General features: G+C 67.9%; 12 protein-coding genes. 8 read left to right on the top strand and 4 right to left on the bottom strand.

Translation table 11 applies throughout. The annotated features are described in order from the left end of the window. Positions 1-8: 8 nt before the first annotated feature. From OG982_RS29725 to OG982_RS29695, 7 genes are all read left to right on the top strand, one after another. The gene (locus tag OG982_RS29725; RefSeq protein ID WP_266950064.1) at positions 9-4457 is read left to right on the top strand and encodes a tetratricopeptide repeat-containing serine protease family protein; all 4449 of its coding nucleotides are present in this window, start codon (positions 9-11) and stop codon (positions 4455-4457) included. Positions 4458-4847: 390 nt separating this feature from the next. After that, positions 4848-5291 carry a hypothetical protein gene (locus tag OG982_RS29720; protein WP_266950063.1) on the top strand — a complete coding sequence of 148 codons (444 nt, stop codon included), beginning with the start codon at positions 4848-4850 and terminating at the stop codon, positions 5289-5291. A gap of 55 nt (positions 5292-5346) precedes the next feature. Beyond that, positions 5347-5991 carry a Crp/Fnr family transcriptional regulator gene (locus OG982_RS29715; protein WP_266950061.1) on the top strand — a complete coding sequence of 215 codons (645 nt, stop codon included), beginning with the start codon at positions 5347-5349 and terminating at the stop codon, positions 5989-5991. 105 nt (positions 5992-6096) lie between these two features. Beyond that, complete coding sequence (locus OG982_RS29710) at positions 6097-6915, top strand: hypothetical protein (RefSeq protein WP_266950060.1); 819 nt, start codon at positions 6097-6099, stop codon at positions 6913-6915. Positions 6916-6966: 51 nt separating this feature from the next. Next, positions 6967-9111 (top strand): hypothetical protein, encoded by a 2145-nt coding sequence (locus OG982_RS29705; RefSeq protein WP_266950059.1) that lies wholly within the window; start codon positions 6967-6969, stop codon positions 9109-9111. Positions 9112-9185: 74 nt separating this feature from the next. Continuing rightward, complete coding sequence (locus OG982_RS29700) at positions 9186-9815, top strand: hypothetical protein (RefSeq protein WP_266950057.1); 630 nt, start codon at positions 9186-9188, stop codon at positions 9813-9815. After that, positions 9812-10045 carry a hypothetical protein gene (locus OG982_RS29695; protein WP_266950056.1) on the top strand — a complete coding sequence of 78 codons (234 nt, stop codon included), beginning with the start codon at positions 9812-9814 and terminating at the stop codon, positions 10043-10045. Before OG982_RS29700 ends, OG982_RS29695 begins: the two co-directional genes overlap by 4 nt. Positions 10046-10220: 175 nt before the next feature. Here OG982_RS29695 and OG982_RS29690 read toward each other — a convergent pair whose 3' ends face one another. Further along, a complete protein-coding gene (locus OG982_RS29690; protein WP_266950055.1) occupies positions 10221-11348 on the bottom strand; it encodes a tyrosine-type recombinase/integrase in 1128 nt (375 codons plus the stop codon). A 58-nt stretch (positions 11349-11406) separates the two neighbouring features. Beyond that, positions 11407-12435, bottom strand: coding sequence for a hypothetical protein (locus tag OG982_RS29685; RefSeq protein ID WP_266950053.1), 1029 nt, complete (start codon positions 12433-12435; stop codon positions 11407-11409). 237 nt (positions 12436-12672) lie between these two features. On the opposite strand from OG982_RS29685, the gene OG982_RS29680 reads away from it, so the two are divergent. After that, complete coding sequence (locus OG982_RS29680; protein ID WP_266950052.1) at positions 12673-13119, top strand: hypothetical protein; 447 nt, start codon at positions 12673-12675, stop codon at positions 13117-13119. Positions 13120-13536: 417 nt separating this feature from the next. On the opposite strand, the gene OG982_RS29675 is transcribed toward OG982_RS29680, so the two are convergent. Both OG982_RS29675 and OG982_RS31030 read right to left on the bottom strand, forming a co-directional pair. Next, positions 13537-13680, bottom strand: coding sequence for a hypothetical protein (locus OG982_RS29675; RefSeq protein ID WP_266793763.1), 144 nt, complete (start codon positions 13678-13680; stop codon positions 13537-13539). 349 nt (positions 13681-14029) lie between these two features. After that, on the bottom strand, positions 14030-14324 hold a 295-nt coding region (locus tag OG982_RS31030), incomplete at its 5' end, for a tetratricopeptide repeat protein (RefSeq protein ID WP_323139302.1).

Here is a 14324-nt window from a genome sequence, read left to right as displayed (position 1 = left end):
GCACCGGCATGGACACGGTCCTCGTCGCCGAGGTCTACGCGACGACCGGTGACAACCCCTGGAACTGTGGCTCCGCCTACGGCGTGGGACCACGCCTGCTGCTGACCGCAGCCCATGTCGTGCTGGTGAACGGCGCGCCCGCACGAACGGTGCAGGTGCGCCTGCTCGGCGCGGACGGCTTCATCCAGTGCACCGTCGTCTGGCACCGCTACGGCCGGAATCTCGACGTCGCACTCCTACGCGTCACCGATCCCGAGCAGAGCCTGCCGCAACGGTGGAAGGCCGTCCGGTGGGGTCGGCTGGTGACCTCTGCGATCAACACATCGGTGACCGCCGCAGGATTCCCGGACGTGCAGCGACACCCGGACGGAGTCCGCGACACGGAGCAGCTCAGCGGCCGGGTCAACCCGCTGACCGGTCTCAAGGCGGGCTGGTACGCGGTGGGCGTGGAGGATCCGCCGACGCGGGTGAGGAGGAGCAGTACTCCCTGGCACGGGATGTCGGGGGCGGCGCTGTTCGCCGACGGCCTTCTCATCGGCGTCGTCGCCGGTGATCAGGGAGGGTTCTCCAGCCGACGCCTGACGGCCGTGCCCGTCTCCTCACTGGCCGCCGACCCTGAGTTCCGCTCGCTGCTGAAGGCCGACACCGGCCGGAACTGCGTCGTCGAGCCGGCGGAGATCCGGCGCCTGTTCCAGGAGCCACACACGGCCGATTCGCCGGCGGCACTGCTGCGCGCGGACGTGGAGGCGGTGCCGTTCCACGGCCGCACCGACCTCTTGGCAGCGTTGGAGAGCTGGTGCCACGAACCCGGTTCATTCTCGACTCGGCTGCTCGTGGGCGGTGGCGGCGAGGGCAAGACACGCCTCGGTGTGGAACTCTGCCACCGCCTCCGTGACCAGGACTGGGTCACGGGCCGGCTCGCCGAGGATGCTCCCACCGAGACACTGAAGACGCTCGAACAGTTGTCTCGCCCCTTGCTGCTGGTCGTCGACTACGCCGAGACAAGGAGGGAGCAACTAGACGCACTGACAAGGCACTTGAGATACCCGCAGCAGTCGGTAAGGTTGCTGCTCCTCGCCCGGTCGGCAGGAGACTGGCTGACAGAGCTGGCCACGTCGCAGTACCTTTCATCGCTGGTGAACGTGCCGGTCGAGGAACTGAAGCCACTGGAGATCACCCCGGCCGGTCGTGTCGATGTGTGGCAGAGCGCGGTCGCGTCACTGGCTGACTCACTGTCGTCGCTACCCCATTACAAGAACACGCTCTGGCCGGCCATACGGGACGAGGTGGCCTCGCGGCCGAACCTCGGGACGGACGGCACCGACGACAGCTCGGTGCTGGCCCTGCACATGAACGCCCTGGCCGCCCTGCTGGAGGCGGGCAGTCCACTGGCCTCGCCGGCCACACGCACGGAGGACGTGCTGCTCCTCCACGAACAGAGCTACTGGGAGAAGACGGCGAGGACGCGGGGCCTGACGCTCGGATCCCAGGGGCGACGGAACGCGGTCACCTCGGCATCGGCATGGAGCGCCATTGACGAGACCGAGGGTCTGTCGGTATTGGGCAGGGTGCGCGGGGTGCGGGACCTCGGGGAGGACGGCAGCGACGAGGTCGCGCGATGGATCAGCGATCTGTACCCGACGTCCAGTCACTTCTGGGCGACGCTCCAGCCGGACCGACTCGGCGAACACCTTATCGGCACCGTGCTGAAGGAGCGGCCGCAGCTGCTCCACGACGCTGCGAACGTGGCCACCGGGCGGCAGATCAACCATCTGCTCACCGTGCTGGCGCGGGCAGAAGTACGTCAGCACCACGTCGCCGACGTGCTGGCCGAACTGATCAAGGACCATGTGGCACGGTTCGGTGTCGCCGCTCTCACGGTGATCGGCGAGACCGAGAACCCGGGGCCGCTGGTGAAGGCGATCGACGCCGTGCTCGCCGAACCGGACGTCCTGCCGCTGGAGGTACTGGAGGCGCTGCTGGAGGTCGTTCCGCGGTTCACGGAGAGGCTGGGGCACCAGGCGACGACGATGGCCGAGCTGATCGTCGGCCGCTGCCAGCTGGCCGCCGAATCAGGTGCTCCTGCCGACCTGTACCGCCATGCCAAGGCCCTCGAAGCGTTGGCGAGCCGCCTGGCTCGGGATGACCGTCGGGCCGAGACAGTGACGGTGATGAAGGACGTGGTGCTGCTCTACCGCGAAAAGTTGGTCCCCACGGACCCGCAGACATACGAACCGCATCTCGCTGAAGCGCTCGTGAGCCTCGCGAACCAGTACGCGAACCGCGTCCGGAAGCAGCGTCGGTCCCAGGGCGATGTCAGGCGGGCTGCCCAAGCCGCCGACGAGGCTGTGAAGTACGCGGAGCATCTGGTCGCGTCGGACCCGGAAGCGCACACGTCCCGCCTCGCCCGCTACCTCGTCAGCCATGCCAACAGGCTGGTCGACATGCGGCAGTACTGGCGGGCGATCGCTCAGGTGGAGCGCGCCGTGGCCATGCAGGCGCAGTCGGTCGGCGCGGACGTCGAGGCACAGCTGGCGGAGTCGCTGGTGACGTTGTCCAAACTACGGCTCCACGCCGGCCGGCAGCACGAGGCATTGGCCGCGGCCCAGCGCGCCGTCGCCATCCGCCGAAGGCTGTCCGAGCAGACGGCCGATCCCGCGTCGGACACGGCCCTGGCGCTGACCCGCACGCTCGGCCAGCTGGCGACGGTACTCGACGGCTGCGGGGACGGCGAAGGGGCGCTGCGGGCTTCGCAACAAGCGTCGCAGGTCGCACGCGAGCTCGCCGACGCACGACCGGACGGGAACCTGTCCGTGCTGGCGGATCGCCTCGTCGATGTCGCACGGCGCCAGTCCGCCCTGGGCCGGGAGGACGAGGCGACGGCCAGTCGCGAACAGGCGACAGAGATCTGGCGGCGGCTCGCGCGAATGAATCCGTCAGGCTACCTCTCCCAGCTGGAACGGGGACTGTTCCTCACCGCCACTGCATCGGGCACCAAGGCACCCTCGCCCGCGGCGCTGGCTCGCCTGGAGGAGGCCGTGGAGGTCTGTCGCCGACTGTGTGCCGTGAAGCCCCAATTGCGTCTGCGGCTGGCCGACTCCGAGATCCTGCTCAGCAAGTGGTACGCCGAGGGCGGCAGAGCGGAGGACTCGCTGGAGGTCCTGCGCAGTGCCATGGTCACGCGACGGGGCGTGGCCGCCGGAAAGCCGTCGACCTTTCTGGACCTCCTCGCACCGCAGCTGGTGATGCTGGCGCGGCAGGAGGCCGCGCTGGGGCACGTCAGCGAGGCGCTTCAGACGTACCAGGACGCCTGCGCGATCTTCGCCCGGACGGAGGCGCCCTCGCGGGAACCGGAGCTGGTGGCGCGGGCGCAGACCCTGGAGTCGGAGGCGAAGGATCACGCCGATGCGGGCCGGGAGGAGGGCGCGCTCACCACGTATCAGCAAGCCGTCACCCTGTATGGGCAGGCACTGACCGCACCGACCGACCCGGAGCTGGTCTCACATGCCTTGCAACTGTTTCAGCGAGCGAACCGGGCAGCCGCGGCGGGACGGGACGAGGAAGCACTGTCCCTCTTCACTCGTGCGGCGGACGCGTACGAAGGACTCGCGGAGCGCAACATCACCCGATACGTCGGGCCGCTCGTGGGTGCGCTGAACGCGGCCGCTAAACGCCTGGGCCATGGTCAGCGGCGCGACGAGGCGCTGGCCATGCTCAAACGCGTGACCGTGGCGTACCAGCGGGCGGCCGCCGCGGATCCGGCCCGCTACTCGGTGCTCTACGCCCACTCTCTGGTGCCGGTGGCCAAGAAGCTCATGAACATCAGCCTCGAGGACGCGCACGCCCTGCTCCACCGAGCGCTCGACATGTACCGGACCATGGACCACACGGTGCCGGTGAACCAGTTGAACCACGCCCAGGCGTTGGAGACTCAGTCCACTCTTCTGGAGGCGATGGGCAAGGGCGAGGAATCACTGGTGGTGCTGCGGCGGGCGGCGGCCATGTACCAGGCTCTGGCGAGGAGCGACCCCGAGGCGTACTTGAGCCAGTACGCGCAGGTCATCGCCTCACTGGCCGGCCGACTGCGTACGGCGGGCAGCCTCGACGAGGCCCTCACCTGCCAGCTGGGGGCGTTGCAGAGCTACCGAAGGCTCGCCAACATCAACCCGGTCAAGTACACGGCGAGCTATGCGACGGCCCAGATGCTCGTTGCCCTGTGGCCGGGCGAGCGCGGACCGGAGGAGGCGGTGAGTCCGACCCTGATCGAGTCCGTTCTCGTCTGGCGTCGGCTCAAGGCGCCCGTGTCCTCCACCCAACAGGTGCAGCTGGCCCACTTCCTGGAGCACCTGGCCAGGCAACTCTCCGAGGCCGGTCGGGGCACCTTGGCCGACGAGGTGACGCGGCGCATCGCACCCTTGTGGGCACAGCCGGTCAGGGCGAACCCCGACGCCCTGTGACCGGTAGCGGACGGAGGCGTGGCGGGAGCGGGCCAGCAGCATTGGCGTCGAGGTGCCGTTCTCGACGTCGTGTGTCAGAGACCTCTTCGGCCCGCCGGTAGGGGAGCCGGGCCCGGCCAGTCTCCGGACACACGTCCGGTATTCGTCGAGGTCGGGTATGGGGCCGCGTGCGGTGTTAGGGCTCTCCCGATTGTGCTCCGGACTGTGTGAGCTACCGATCGGGTCCGGTACCACCTGGTGGGCAGCTCCATAGAGGCCTCCGCGCCCAGACTGCAGATCCAATGGTCGCAGGACGACGAACAGGAGTACGCAGTGGAAGGATCCTGGCCTCAGAACACCCCGGCGGCGGGGCCGGCGGGTAACGCCGACCCCGCGAGCGGAACGAGCACCATGTTCGTCGAGGTGCAGCGAGCTGATGCGAAAGCGACTGCTCTGTCCGGGGTCACCGGTGCGCTGCTCGCGATCGTCACGGGTACGGCTCTGTCCTCACTGGTCGGCTCATCACACCTGCTCGCGGCAGCCCTCGCAGGGGCGGGCAGCCTGCTCGGGGCGGCCCTGATATCGGCGCTGAGAGCCTTACGCCCTGTCTTCCCAAAGGACGACAGGGCCGTTTGGCGGGAGAATCTGCTCGGCGGAGAAGGCGGGCGGACTGCGGACGAGCCTGCGGGCCGAGCGGGATCCGCGCCCGCGCTCGAAGGGGAGACCGAGAGGGGTGTCGCCCTGACCGCTCTCGCCCGCCGGAAGTTCAGGGCGATCAAGTTGGCCATTGATCTCACCGTGGCCGCAATCGCTATGGCTGGATTGGGCCTGTTGCTCGCCTTCCTCACCGCCTGAAACCCTCACCCCCTGCGTTGGTCCGTATGTTTGGGGGGATATGCATCAGTCGCATATGGCAGTGATCGGCGATCACCTGTGGTCCCAGCTATGCCGCCTGGCCCCGCTGCGGGTGCGTCCGGCCCGCAGCGTCCTCCTGCGGCAGGGGGATCCCGGCACCCATGTGGTGCTTCTCGCTTCGGGATCGACCCTCGTGACGTTGACAGGACCGAACGGGGAACGGGCCCTGCTCGCTGTACGAGGTCCCGGCGAGCTGCTCGGCGAGCTGGCCGTCCTGGATGCCCAGCCTCGCTCGGCTTCCGTGATCGCCGCAGAATCCTGTCGCGTGCACCTCATTCCAGCTCCCGAGTTCCTCACGTTCGTCGAGAACAACGGCCTGCTCAACCCGTTGCTGCGTCATGCGATCGCGCGGGTCAGGGAGTCCGAGAAGGTCAGGTTCGAACTGGCCACCGCATGCGTCCCCGCACGCCTGGCCGGTGCGCTGAGCCGGCTCGTGGACGCGGCATCGACCAATCGTCCGGCGGTCAGTGTTCGGCTGACTCAGGAAGAGCTCTCCCAGATGATCGGTGCTTCCCGCAACGCCGTCGGTGCGGCGATCAAGCCGTGGCGGGAAGAAGGCTGGCTGGAGACGGAGCCGGGCGGCGGTCTGCTGATCCACGACATCGCATCGATCGAGGCCCACGCCCGCAGCACGATGTGACCGGCCGCACCAGGGTGGTGCCCAGTGCTGGGCACCACCGCGCGCCCGGGCCGATGAGCATGGGGCACCCGATTCCTCCGTCGTGACCGAAAGGTCGGTAGCAGCGTGTCCATTGCCCCGCCTTCGTCCCTCGATGTCCCTCCGGAACAGGCACTCCTGGCCGTGGACATGCAGGGCTACAGCCAGGTCCAGGAAGCGAAGATGGCTCCCCTGCGTTCGGACCTGGACGACGTCCTCACCAACGTGCTGGCACACATCGGACTCCAGGACCCACGAGAGCGGCCCGGCGCGTTCAAGGACACCGGTGACGGGGCCATCCTCGTCATGCCCGCCAAGGACATCGCACGGCTGGTCGACCCGCTGCTGGAACACCTGCACGCGGCGCTCGTCCGCTACGACCGCGAACGGCTCGCCGGCGCTCCGGCGATCAGGTTGCGTGCCGCCGTGCACGTCGGACCGCTCTCCCTTCCCGACCACCGCGGCGACGCCATCAACGAGGTGTGCCGACTGCTCGACAGCCAGGTCGTGCGCACGGCCCTGACGGCGGCCCGGGAACACCGGCGAGGCCTTCTGGCCGCGGTCGTCTCGGAGGCGGCGTTCCGCCGCACCGTCCGTGCGGGACGCACGCCGGACCTCGACGAAGAACACTTCCTCCGCGCGACGGCGCGTGTGGACGGCAAGGCGTTCGAGGAGCCGTGCTGGCTGTTCGTACCCCAGATGACACCGAAAGCCCTCGACCCGCTCATCAATCCGGACGCGCCCGAGGACGAGGGCGGAACTGCCGCGCCGACGCCGCCGAGCGGCCCAGGCGGCCAAGGGGACCCGAGTCGCCCGCCCGCCGTCTTCCAGTTCATGGGCGACATGACCGACACCACCGTCATCAACAAGGTCGGGACGATGCGCATCGACCGACGCCGGATCTGAGCCGGCCGTGCTCTCACCTCCCCTTCCCTGCCGAAAGGAAGCACAAAGCACATGTCCGACGATCGTCCCCTCCTTCCGCCCCGTCCGTCCGATGAGCCCGGCTCTCCTGGCGGCGGGCGAACAGACCCGGCAGCGTTCGTCCTGCCTCCCGTACCGGACGCTGGGCCGACGCCGATCACGGTGAACAATCCGGAGATGGTCGTCAACCACGCCGACAAGATCATCAACGAGACCCGCAAGCACGACATCCTTGATGGACCCACCCTCCACCGTCACCAGATCAAGCAGGAACTGATCGTCCGAGAAGGCCAGTGGGCCGAGACGTGGCGGCAGGCTCTGGATCCTGAGGGAGTACGCCCGCGGCAGCACGTACTGATCATCGTCGCCCCGCGTTCCTTCGGGTCGACCACCCTGGCCCTGGACCTCCTCGCCCGGCATACGGATGAGGACTCCGACATCGTGAAACTGGACGCGGATTGGAAAACGCCGAAGGTGAGTCGGCTTCCCGCCGAGGAACGCCACGCCTACCAGCTCGACCTCAAGGACCCCGGCCGCGACCGCGTCTCGGCCGACTTCCTCACGATGCTCGAAGCACATGCCCGGCTCCTGGAGAAGCTGGATTCTTACCTCGTTCTGAACGTGGCCAAGGACCTGTGGGCTGATCACTACGTCCCGGTCCAGTCAGGCATTCACCTCGTCCACCTCAACGAGCCGCCGCCGGCGCAGAGCGTCGTGGAGGCCCGCCTGAGGGCTCGCGAAGCCCCCGGTCTGATTTCCTACCTCCAGTCCGTCGACAAGGCAAAGGCTTCGCTGAGGGGCCTGGACGCCGTGGAGGCGGTCCGCAGGGCCGACTCGCTCGTGCTCACGTGGCAGGAACACGAGCGACTGACTGGTTCCTCATTCCCCATGGACGTCCCGTTGCCATGGTCCGCACTGGATGCCGGACTTGCCGAACGGATCACCTCCGCGCTGTCTGACTGGCGCGACAAACTCGACACCCTGTTCGGGGAGACGGCCCCCGTGCACAGTGGCAAGGACACCTCGCTGCCCCTGGAGGACCGCTGTCTCCTCCTGGCCCTCGCCGTGCACCAATCCGCCCCCATGCCCGAGGTGGCCAAGGCCGCCCGAGACCTGCAGGAAAAAATCAACGTCGGGACGAGCGGCTTCGCCTCGACGACCAGTGCCGCGTTCGCAGGCCGCGGATTACGCCGTCGCCTCGTCGATGTCGGCGCCGGGGTCGGTGCCCACGACGAGGTCGTCTTCGACCAGCCCGGCTACGGCAGGGCCGTCCTGACCTACGTCTGGGACAACTACGAGGTCATGCGCGACCCCTTGCTGAAGTGGCTCGTGTCCGGGGACGGTGGCAGTGGCGGCCGCGAGGCAAACAAGCACGTCGTGGACGCCATCGCCGCTCTGACCTTGCGGCACGGGAACGTCGACCACCTCGTCCAGCTCGGGTCCCCGAACCACCCTGCGAAGAAGGAACTCCTCAGCGCCCTTCTGGTCGAGGCCCTACAGGACGAGCACATCGGCCGCCAGGCCTGGGGCCTTCTGTATGGCTGGGCATCGGTCAAGGAGCACGGGGCCACGGTGGTGGCGACCTGCCGGGAGGTCCTGAACACCCCGGATGTCACGTCTTCACAGGCCAGGATGGCCATGGTCCGGCTACGGCGGGCCGCCAACAGCGGGCACGAATCGTCCCGGAACGAGGTCCTCAACGCTTTCGTGGAGCAGGCGCAACAGCCCGCTGGAGTGGTTCGGCTGCTCACCGAAGTTCGCGCCTGGCAGCAGTCGGGGCGGCCCCGCGACGCCGGTACCGCTGCTTTCCTGGCTCTGATGACCGTACCGGCCACCACCACCCCGTGGCTGCTGTCCGATCAAGTTCCGCCAGAGGTGGACGTAAAGCGTGCCCTGCAGGAGCTGCTGGGAGACATCACCACAGCGCCGGACGCCATCGACCACCTCACCGCCTGGATCAGGCAGTCGGCAGATGACCCCGCCTCCTACGCCCGGGTCCGGGACGGGCTGCTCCCGGTCCTGCGAGGCCAGAAGATCTTCAAGGCCTCCATGAGCCTGATGCAGGCACTGGAGCACGTCACGGTCGACGGGGACAGGACTGCGGCCAACGACTTCTGGGACCGCCTCGTCGACCCTCGGCTCCGCACCGTGATCCAGCTCAACAGGAACCCGGCGTGAGGTGGTTCTGGCAGCACCGGGCCCGCACGATCCACTGCACCCAGCCTCGGATGCTTCGCTCCGCAACCGCCGGCATGCACTTCGAGGCCACGTTCACAATCGAATGGCGCCCGGCGCTGCGAACCCGGCTCAATGTCGAGGACCTCGTACTCAGCCGGACCCTGGCGCGGGCCGGACAGGTCGCCCGGCTCTTCGAAGCCGTGGAGGTACGTACCGCTCAGGACACCGTCAACGCCGAGCTCGGCACCCCGGAGCACACACGTGCCACCGGATACCGGTGCCTGGCTGCCCGCGTGGAACTGACCCTCTCGGAGAGCACCCAGGAGGACCTCGCTCAGCAGCGGGCAGACGAGGCACGAATACGGCGGCTGCGGTTCCTGCGCACGAACCTGTACGAGCAGCCCGACCTCTTCGTGCTCGACCGGATCGAACGGCAGGGCGACTGGCCAGGCGCTCAGCAGGTTGCCGACTGGCAGCGCCTGGCGCGGTGGATCGTCGCTGCCGACGCATGGTGGCAGCCTCTGCTCGAGCAGTGGGAGGCGATCGGCCAGGGCTTCGACGACATCGAGATGCAGAACCGGGCGATGCTCGCGCTCTGCGAGTCGGTCAAGATGCTGAAGGGCGATGCCGCCGCGGACGATTCGGCGGTGGGCAGCGCATCCATGGCCGGCAGGGAAGCGGCAGAAGGTCAGCGCAAGGGATGAAGCTGACCCTGTGGCGGATCATCCTCGCCCCTCTCACTTCCTGGCGTGCGCTGCGCCTGCGACGCGAAGCGAACAAGCGCCTGTCGTTCGACGCGGCTTGGCGGCGGGCTCGGATGTTGGCAGCACCGGACGAGATGGTCTACCGGCTGCATGGCCACCAGTTCCCCATTGATTACGAGGAGGAGGACGGGCCCGGCCAGCCGGAATGGAGCACCTACCGCCTGCCGTGAAGATACGGTGCCGACCAGGAACGATCAGGTTGCCCTTACAACGCCGCAGCCGCCAGCTCCCATCAGAGCAGAGTCGCGGTCCATCCCCACAGGCGAGGGGCGTATGCCACAACGCTCAAGGGCACTCACCGACGTGACCAGTTTCTGTCCCCCTCGGGGCGAATCATCAGCCGTGCTACGACTCTTCCAAAGCGGCGGCCGTGGCTGCGGCCATGTCGTACATCGGGCTGTCGTCGAGGCGCTTGCGGCGTTGGTGGTAGCGCATCGTGGTGCGGGGGTCTCGGTGGTCGGCCGCTTCCTGGATCCGGTCCGGGCGGGCGCCGGGGCGGGCGAAGGCGTGCTCGATCACGGTGTGCTTGATGGAGTGCGGCCGAATCCTGTCGGCCTGGGGCAGGCCGGCGCGCCGGGCGAGCTTGCGCAGGGTGCGCCACACCGAGGGTTCGTCGAGGGGCCGGCCCGTGCTGGTGATGAAGACGAAGCCCTCGGTACGGTCACCGATCAGCTCCGTGAGGACCGCGTACACGGGCGGCGGCAGCGCCTTGGTGGCCCACTTCCCACCCTTGATCCGGACGCGAATGGTGCGGTGCCCGTCCGTGTGGCCGATGTTCTCGATCCGGGCGGTGAGGGCGGCGTCGATCCGCAGGAAGCAGACGTAGACGAACCACAGCAGCACGTAGGTCCGCAGCGCCGTCGCGCGGGAGATCGGGTTGTCCCGGGCGGTGGCCAGGAGCGTCGTCCACTCGGTCTCGCTCAGGGAGACGGTGGTGGTTTCCAGCGGGTCGATGACGGGATAGAGCACGCCGGTGAAGGGGTTCGCGTCGAACGCCTCCTTGGGCAGTGCTCGGGTCCGCAGGACGAACTCGTAGAAGCTGGAGCAGCTGGCGAGGACGTTGTGCCGGGTGGCGTCCTGGCGGGGTGGGCCCTCGGGTTCCCGGCGGCCGTCGCGCCAGACGAGGGTGGGCGCGGTCTCCAGGTGCCGGGCGAAGGCATCGGCGGCGAGGAAACCCACGGTCAGTGGGTGGATGCCGTGCTCGCGCAGGTAGGGCTCGAACACGCGGAAGTTCGTGCTGTAGGTCTTGCGGACCCCTTCGGAGCGCTGGTGGGCGATCCAGGCTGCGGCGAGGGTGCACAGCGCGTCGTGGTCGCCGTACCTGGCTGCCAGGTACTCGTACATGCGCCGGGCACGCGGCGGCCAGCCCGTACGGGGGTCCTTGGCGAGGGCAGCGAGCGTGAAGCCGGCACCGGGCTGGGGGCGCGGCGTACCCGAGGTGGCCGTGACGATGTCGATCTCCGAGCCGGTCACCGCCGCGCCCCCAGCCTGACCTCCGGGTGTTCTGCCGCCGTGCCTCGCGCGAGCCCTGTCACAGCATCTCTTCTTCCCGGCGAATCTGGTCCTGGCACATCCCGCAGAGAGTCTGGCGAGTGCCGTCGTCGTCACCCTCGTGGGGCCAGTAGCAGCCGCACGCAGCGCAGTTGCCCAACTCGTCCAGGGCGTAGCGTGTTGCACACGTTACGCAGTAAAGGTCTTTGTCGCCGATGGGGTCAACGAAGACGATGGAGTCGAGCAGCGTGGGAGCGTGACAGCCGGGGCATTCGTTGCACGGGTTGTCGGGATCGCCGTCTCCCAGCTCGTACGCGATCTGTCGAGCCGTCCAGTCCCGGGCGCAGAAATGGCAGCGCGCTTCGTCTGGCGCAACGCGCAAGGCGAGCTGGTTGCAGTCCGGGCACTGGGCGGTCGTACTCTCGGCGCCTTTCAGTTCGCTGCCGCGAAGGCGCTTCATGCGCTCGTCGACGAAGGCTTCGATGGCGGTGAGTCCGCTGCGCACCTCGTCCATGGGGCGCCGGATTCTTGTTCTCTCCTCCTCGTGGAGTTCGGGGAGCAGGCTCTCGTCGAGGAAGCGCACGAGGAAGTCGAGCACGACAGCGGCGCGGGCTTCGACGGCGCGCGCATTGTGGGTCAGACCGTAGTGCTGGAGGGCGTTGCGGTCCCGGGTGAGATCCTTCAGTGCCTTGGCTTCGGCGTCGGTGATCGCGATGTGTGCGATGTTGCGCAGCCGCGTGACCGCCTCGGTGGTGGTGCAGCTCTCGAACGAGAAGTCGTCCTTCTTCTTCCGGGTGGCCGCTCCCGGGTCCTTGAAGACCAGCGTCCAGTGCTCGCGCAAGAGCCGGGCCTTCAGCAGGACTTCGGCAGCCGCCTGGAGATGGAGCACGGCGTACTTGATGTCGCGGGGTGAGCCGCCGGTGTCCTCGTTCAGGTGGTGGACGACGCTGAGGAGGTAGTCGACACCGTTGGGAACCGGCGGGAAGTCCAGTTGCGGCGGACCGAGGCGCAGCCCCGGCGGTACGTAGGACCGCTGGCCGGCCAGAGCCGCCGACTTCACACTCTCCACATGAATCCCCTGAGGTTCGGCCTCGCTTGACGGTCGCTCGGCTCAGCTGATCGGCTCAGCTGATCAGAGATTACAGGAAAACTGTAATTTTCCTGTATGGCATGGACGGTGAGGGTCTTACGGAAGACCTCTCACCCGGATGCCCTGAAGACGGGGACACGCGAGCAGCGGGACCGCTACGGTGACTCCACGTCTATGGACCGCTATTCACGTCTGTTGTAACGGGAGCCCTGAACCATGCGCATCGTCTTGACCGTCGAAGAGCCGAACGACGCGTTCCGGGCCGACCTCCTCGCCCTCCTCGCCAAGCACGCCGCCGCCGTCGAACTCGACTCCGAGTGGACCGTCGAGCGCGCCGACCGCTTCTACCAGGCCGTTCCGAAGCGGGCGCAGCGCCTGCTCCGGGAAGCAGCAGTCAGGGACGGCTTCGTGTCGGACGAAATCCTGCGCGAGGACCTGGACGGCAAGAGCCTGCGGGGCCACGCGGGCCCGCTCAAGCGGGCGCTCGAACGCGGTGTCCGCGAAGGCTGGTGGCCGGAGGGCATGCAGCCGCCCCTCGCACCGCGAGGACCCGGCTTCGGCAAGGTGAAGGGCTATCAGATGCCGCAGGAGCTGGTCAGCACGTTCTTCGAGGCCATCACGATGCCGCACCCGGCGGGAGACGGAACCTCCCCTCAACGTTAAGGCGTGCTCCCGCCCTGCCGTCGCCGGTGCGCACGACGATCAGGGCGCCGTCGGCCGGCCCAGATGCGCAGCGCGAGGGACCGCGACTTTCGCAATACGACGACGCCGGGAATTGAGAGCCAACGTTCAATGCGGAGCCCGTTGCGGGAGGATTGGAATGACGCCGGAGACGGGAAATACCGAAACGTGACTTCAGCCGCGGATACGATCGTGAAATGACGCGGGGATTTTAAAATCGTGCCGACCGTATGACGGTAGAACCGCATAGAACTGCGGTACCCTACGGGAGGGGCAATCGGCATCGACATCACGTCTACCCGACACGCAACCGCGGTCCGCCCGTGGCACTGGACCATGGGCGGACCGCGTTCCCCTTACAAGCGGCCGGTCCGGGTGATTACCGTTCACCCGGACCGGCTACCTGCCAGCGACTACCTGGATCCCGTACAGGATGGCCAGGACGTCCGCCACCAGGGCGACCAGCGGTGTCGCGTGGCGAAGCGCCTTCAACAGGCTGCGCAACCACTTCTTCCGCTCGTCGTCTTCACTGCCGAGGCCCATCCGGGCCCCCTCTCCACGGGGAACTGGCGCGCGAATGCACACCCGCCCGCACCGCCGCCGACGAAAGGCGACGTTGAGTCGGATCCGCACCGATCACCCCGCCCCGTAGCAGCGAGTTCATCGGTGATTACCGTACCCCATTCGGCCCCTCGCGCAAAGCCTCGGGGATTCCCTCCAGGAAATCCTGGAGGGAATCCGAGAAGCCGAGCAGAACCGCCCGAACACGCGTTTGGGGCTGCACGGAGAGAAACCCGTGAAGGTGAAAGTCGCGGCCATCCGTACCGGGTCCTAACGAGTCGGAAAACGTCCTGACTCTCCCGGTCCGGATCAAGGCCTTTGTACTTGGGGTTCACAGGCCGGCTTTGCCGGCCCAGTAGACGTGTTCGCGGACGCTGGTGAGAGTGTCCGGGTGGTCGGCGCCGAGCACGCGGGTGTGATCCACGACCAGTTCCCTGTACAGGGTGTGTGCGGCGGCGGGCTGTCCGGCTCGACCCGTCCAGCGGGCGAGCTTGTGCCGGTTCCACAGGGTCCTGCGATGGTCCTCCCCAAGGAGCTCGGCCAGGTACGGGACGAGGGCTTCGAACAGAGCCCGCGCCTTCTCTGGGGCTCCTGCTTCTCCTGTGAAGTGGGCCTGATCGTGGTGG

Origin of the sequence: Streptomyces sp. NBC_01551 (genome assembly GCF_026339935.1) — a bacterium.
Classification (GTDB): Bacteria; Actinomycetota; Actinomycetes; order Streptomycetales; family Streptomycetaceae; genus Streptomyces.
Note: the sequence above shows the minus strand (reverse complement) of the source record. Positions and strands in the feature narration are given on the sequence as shown.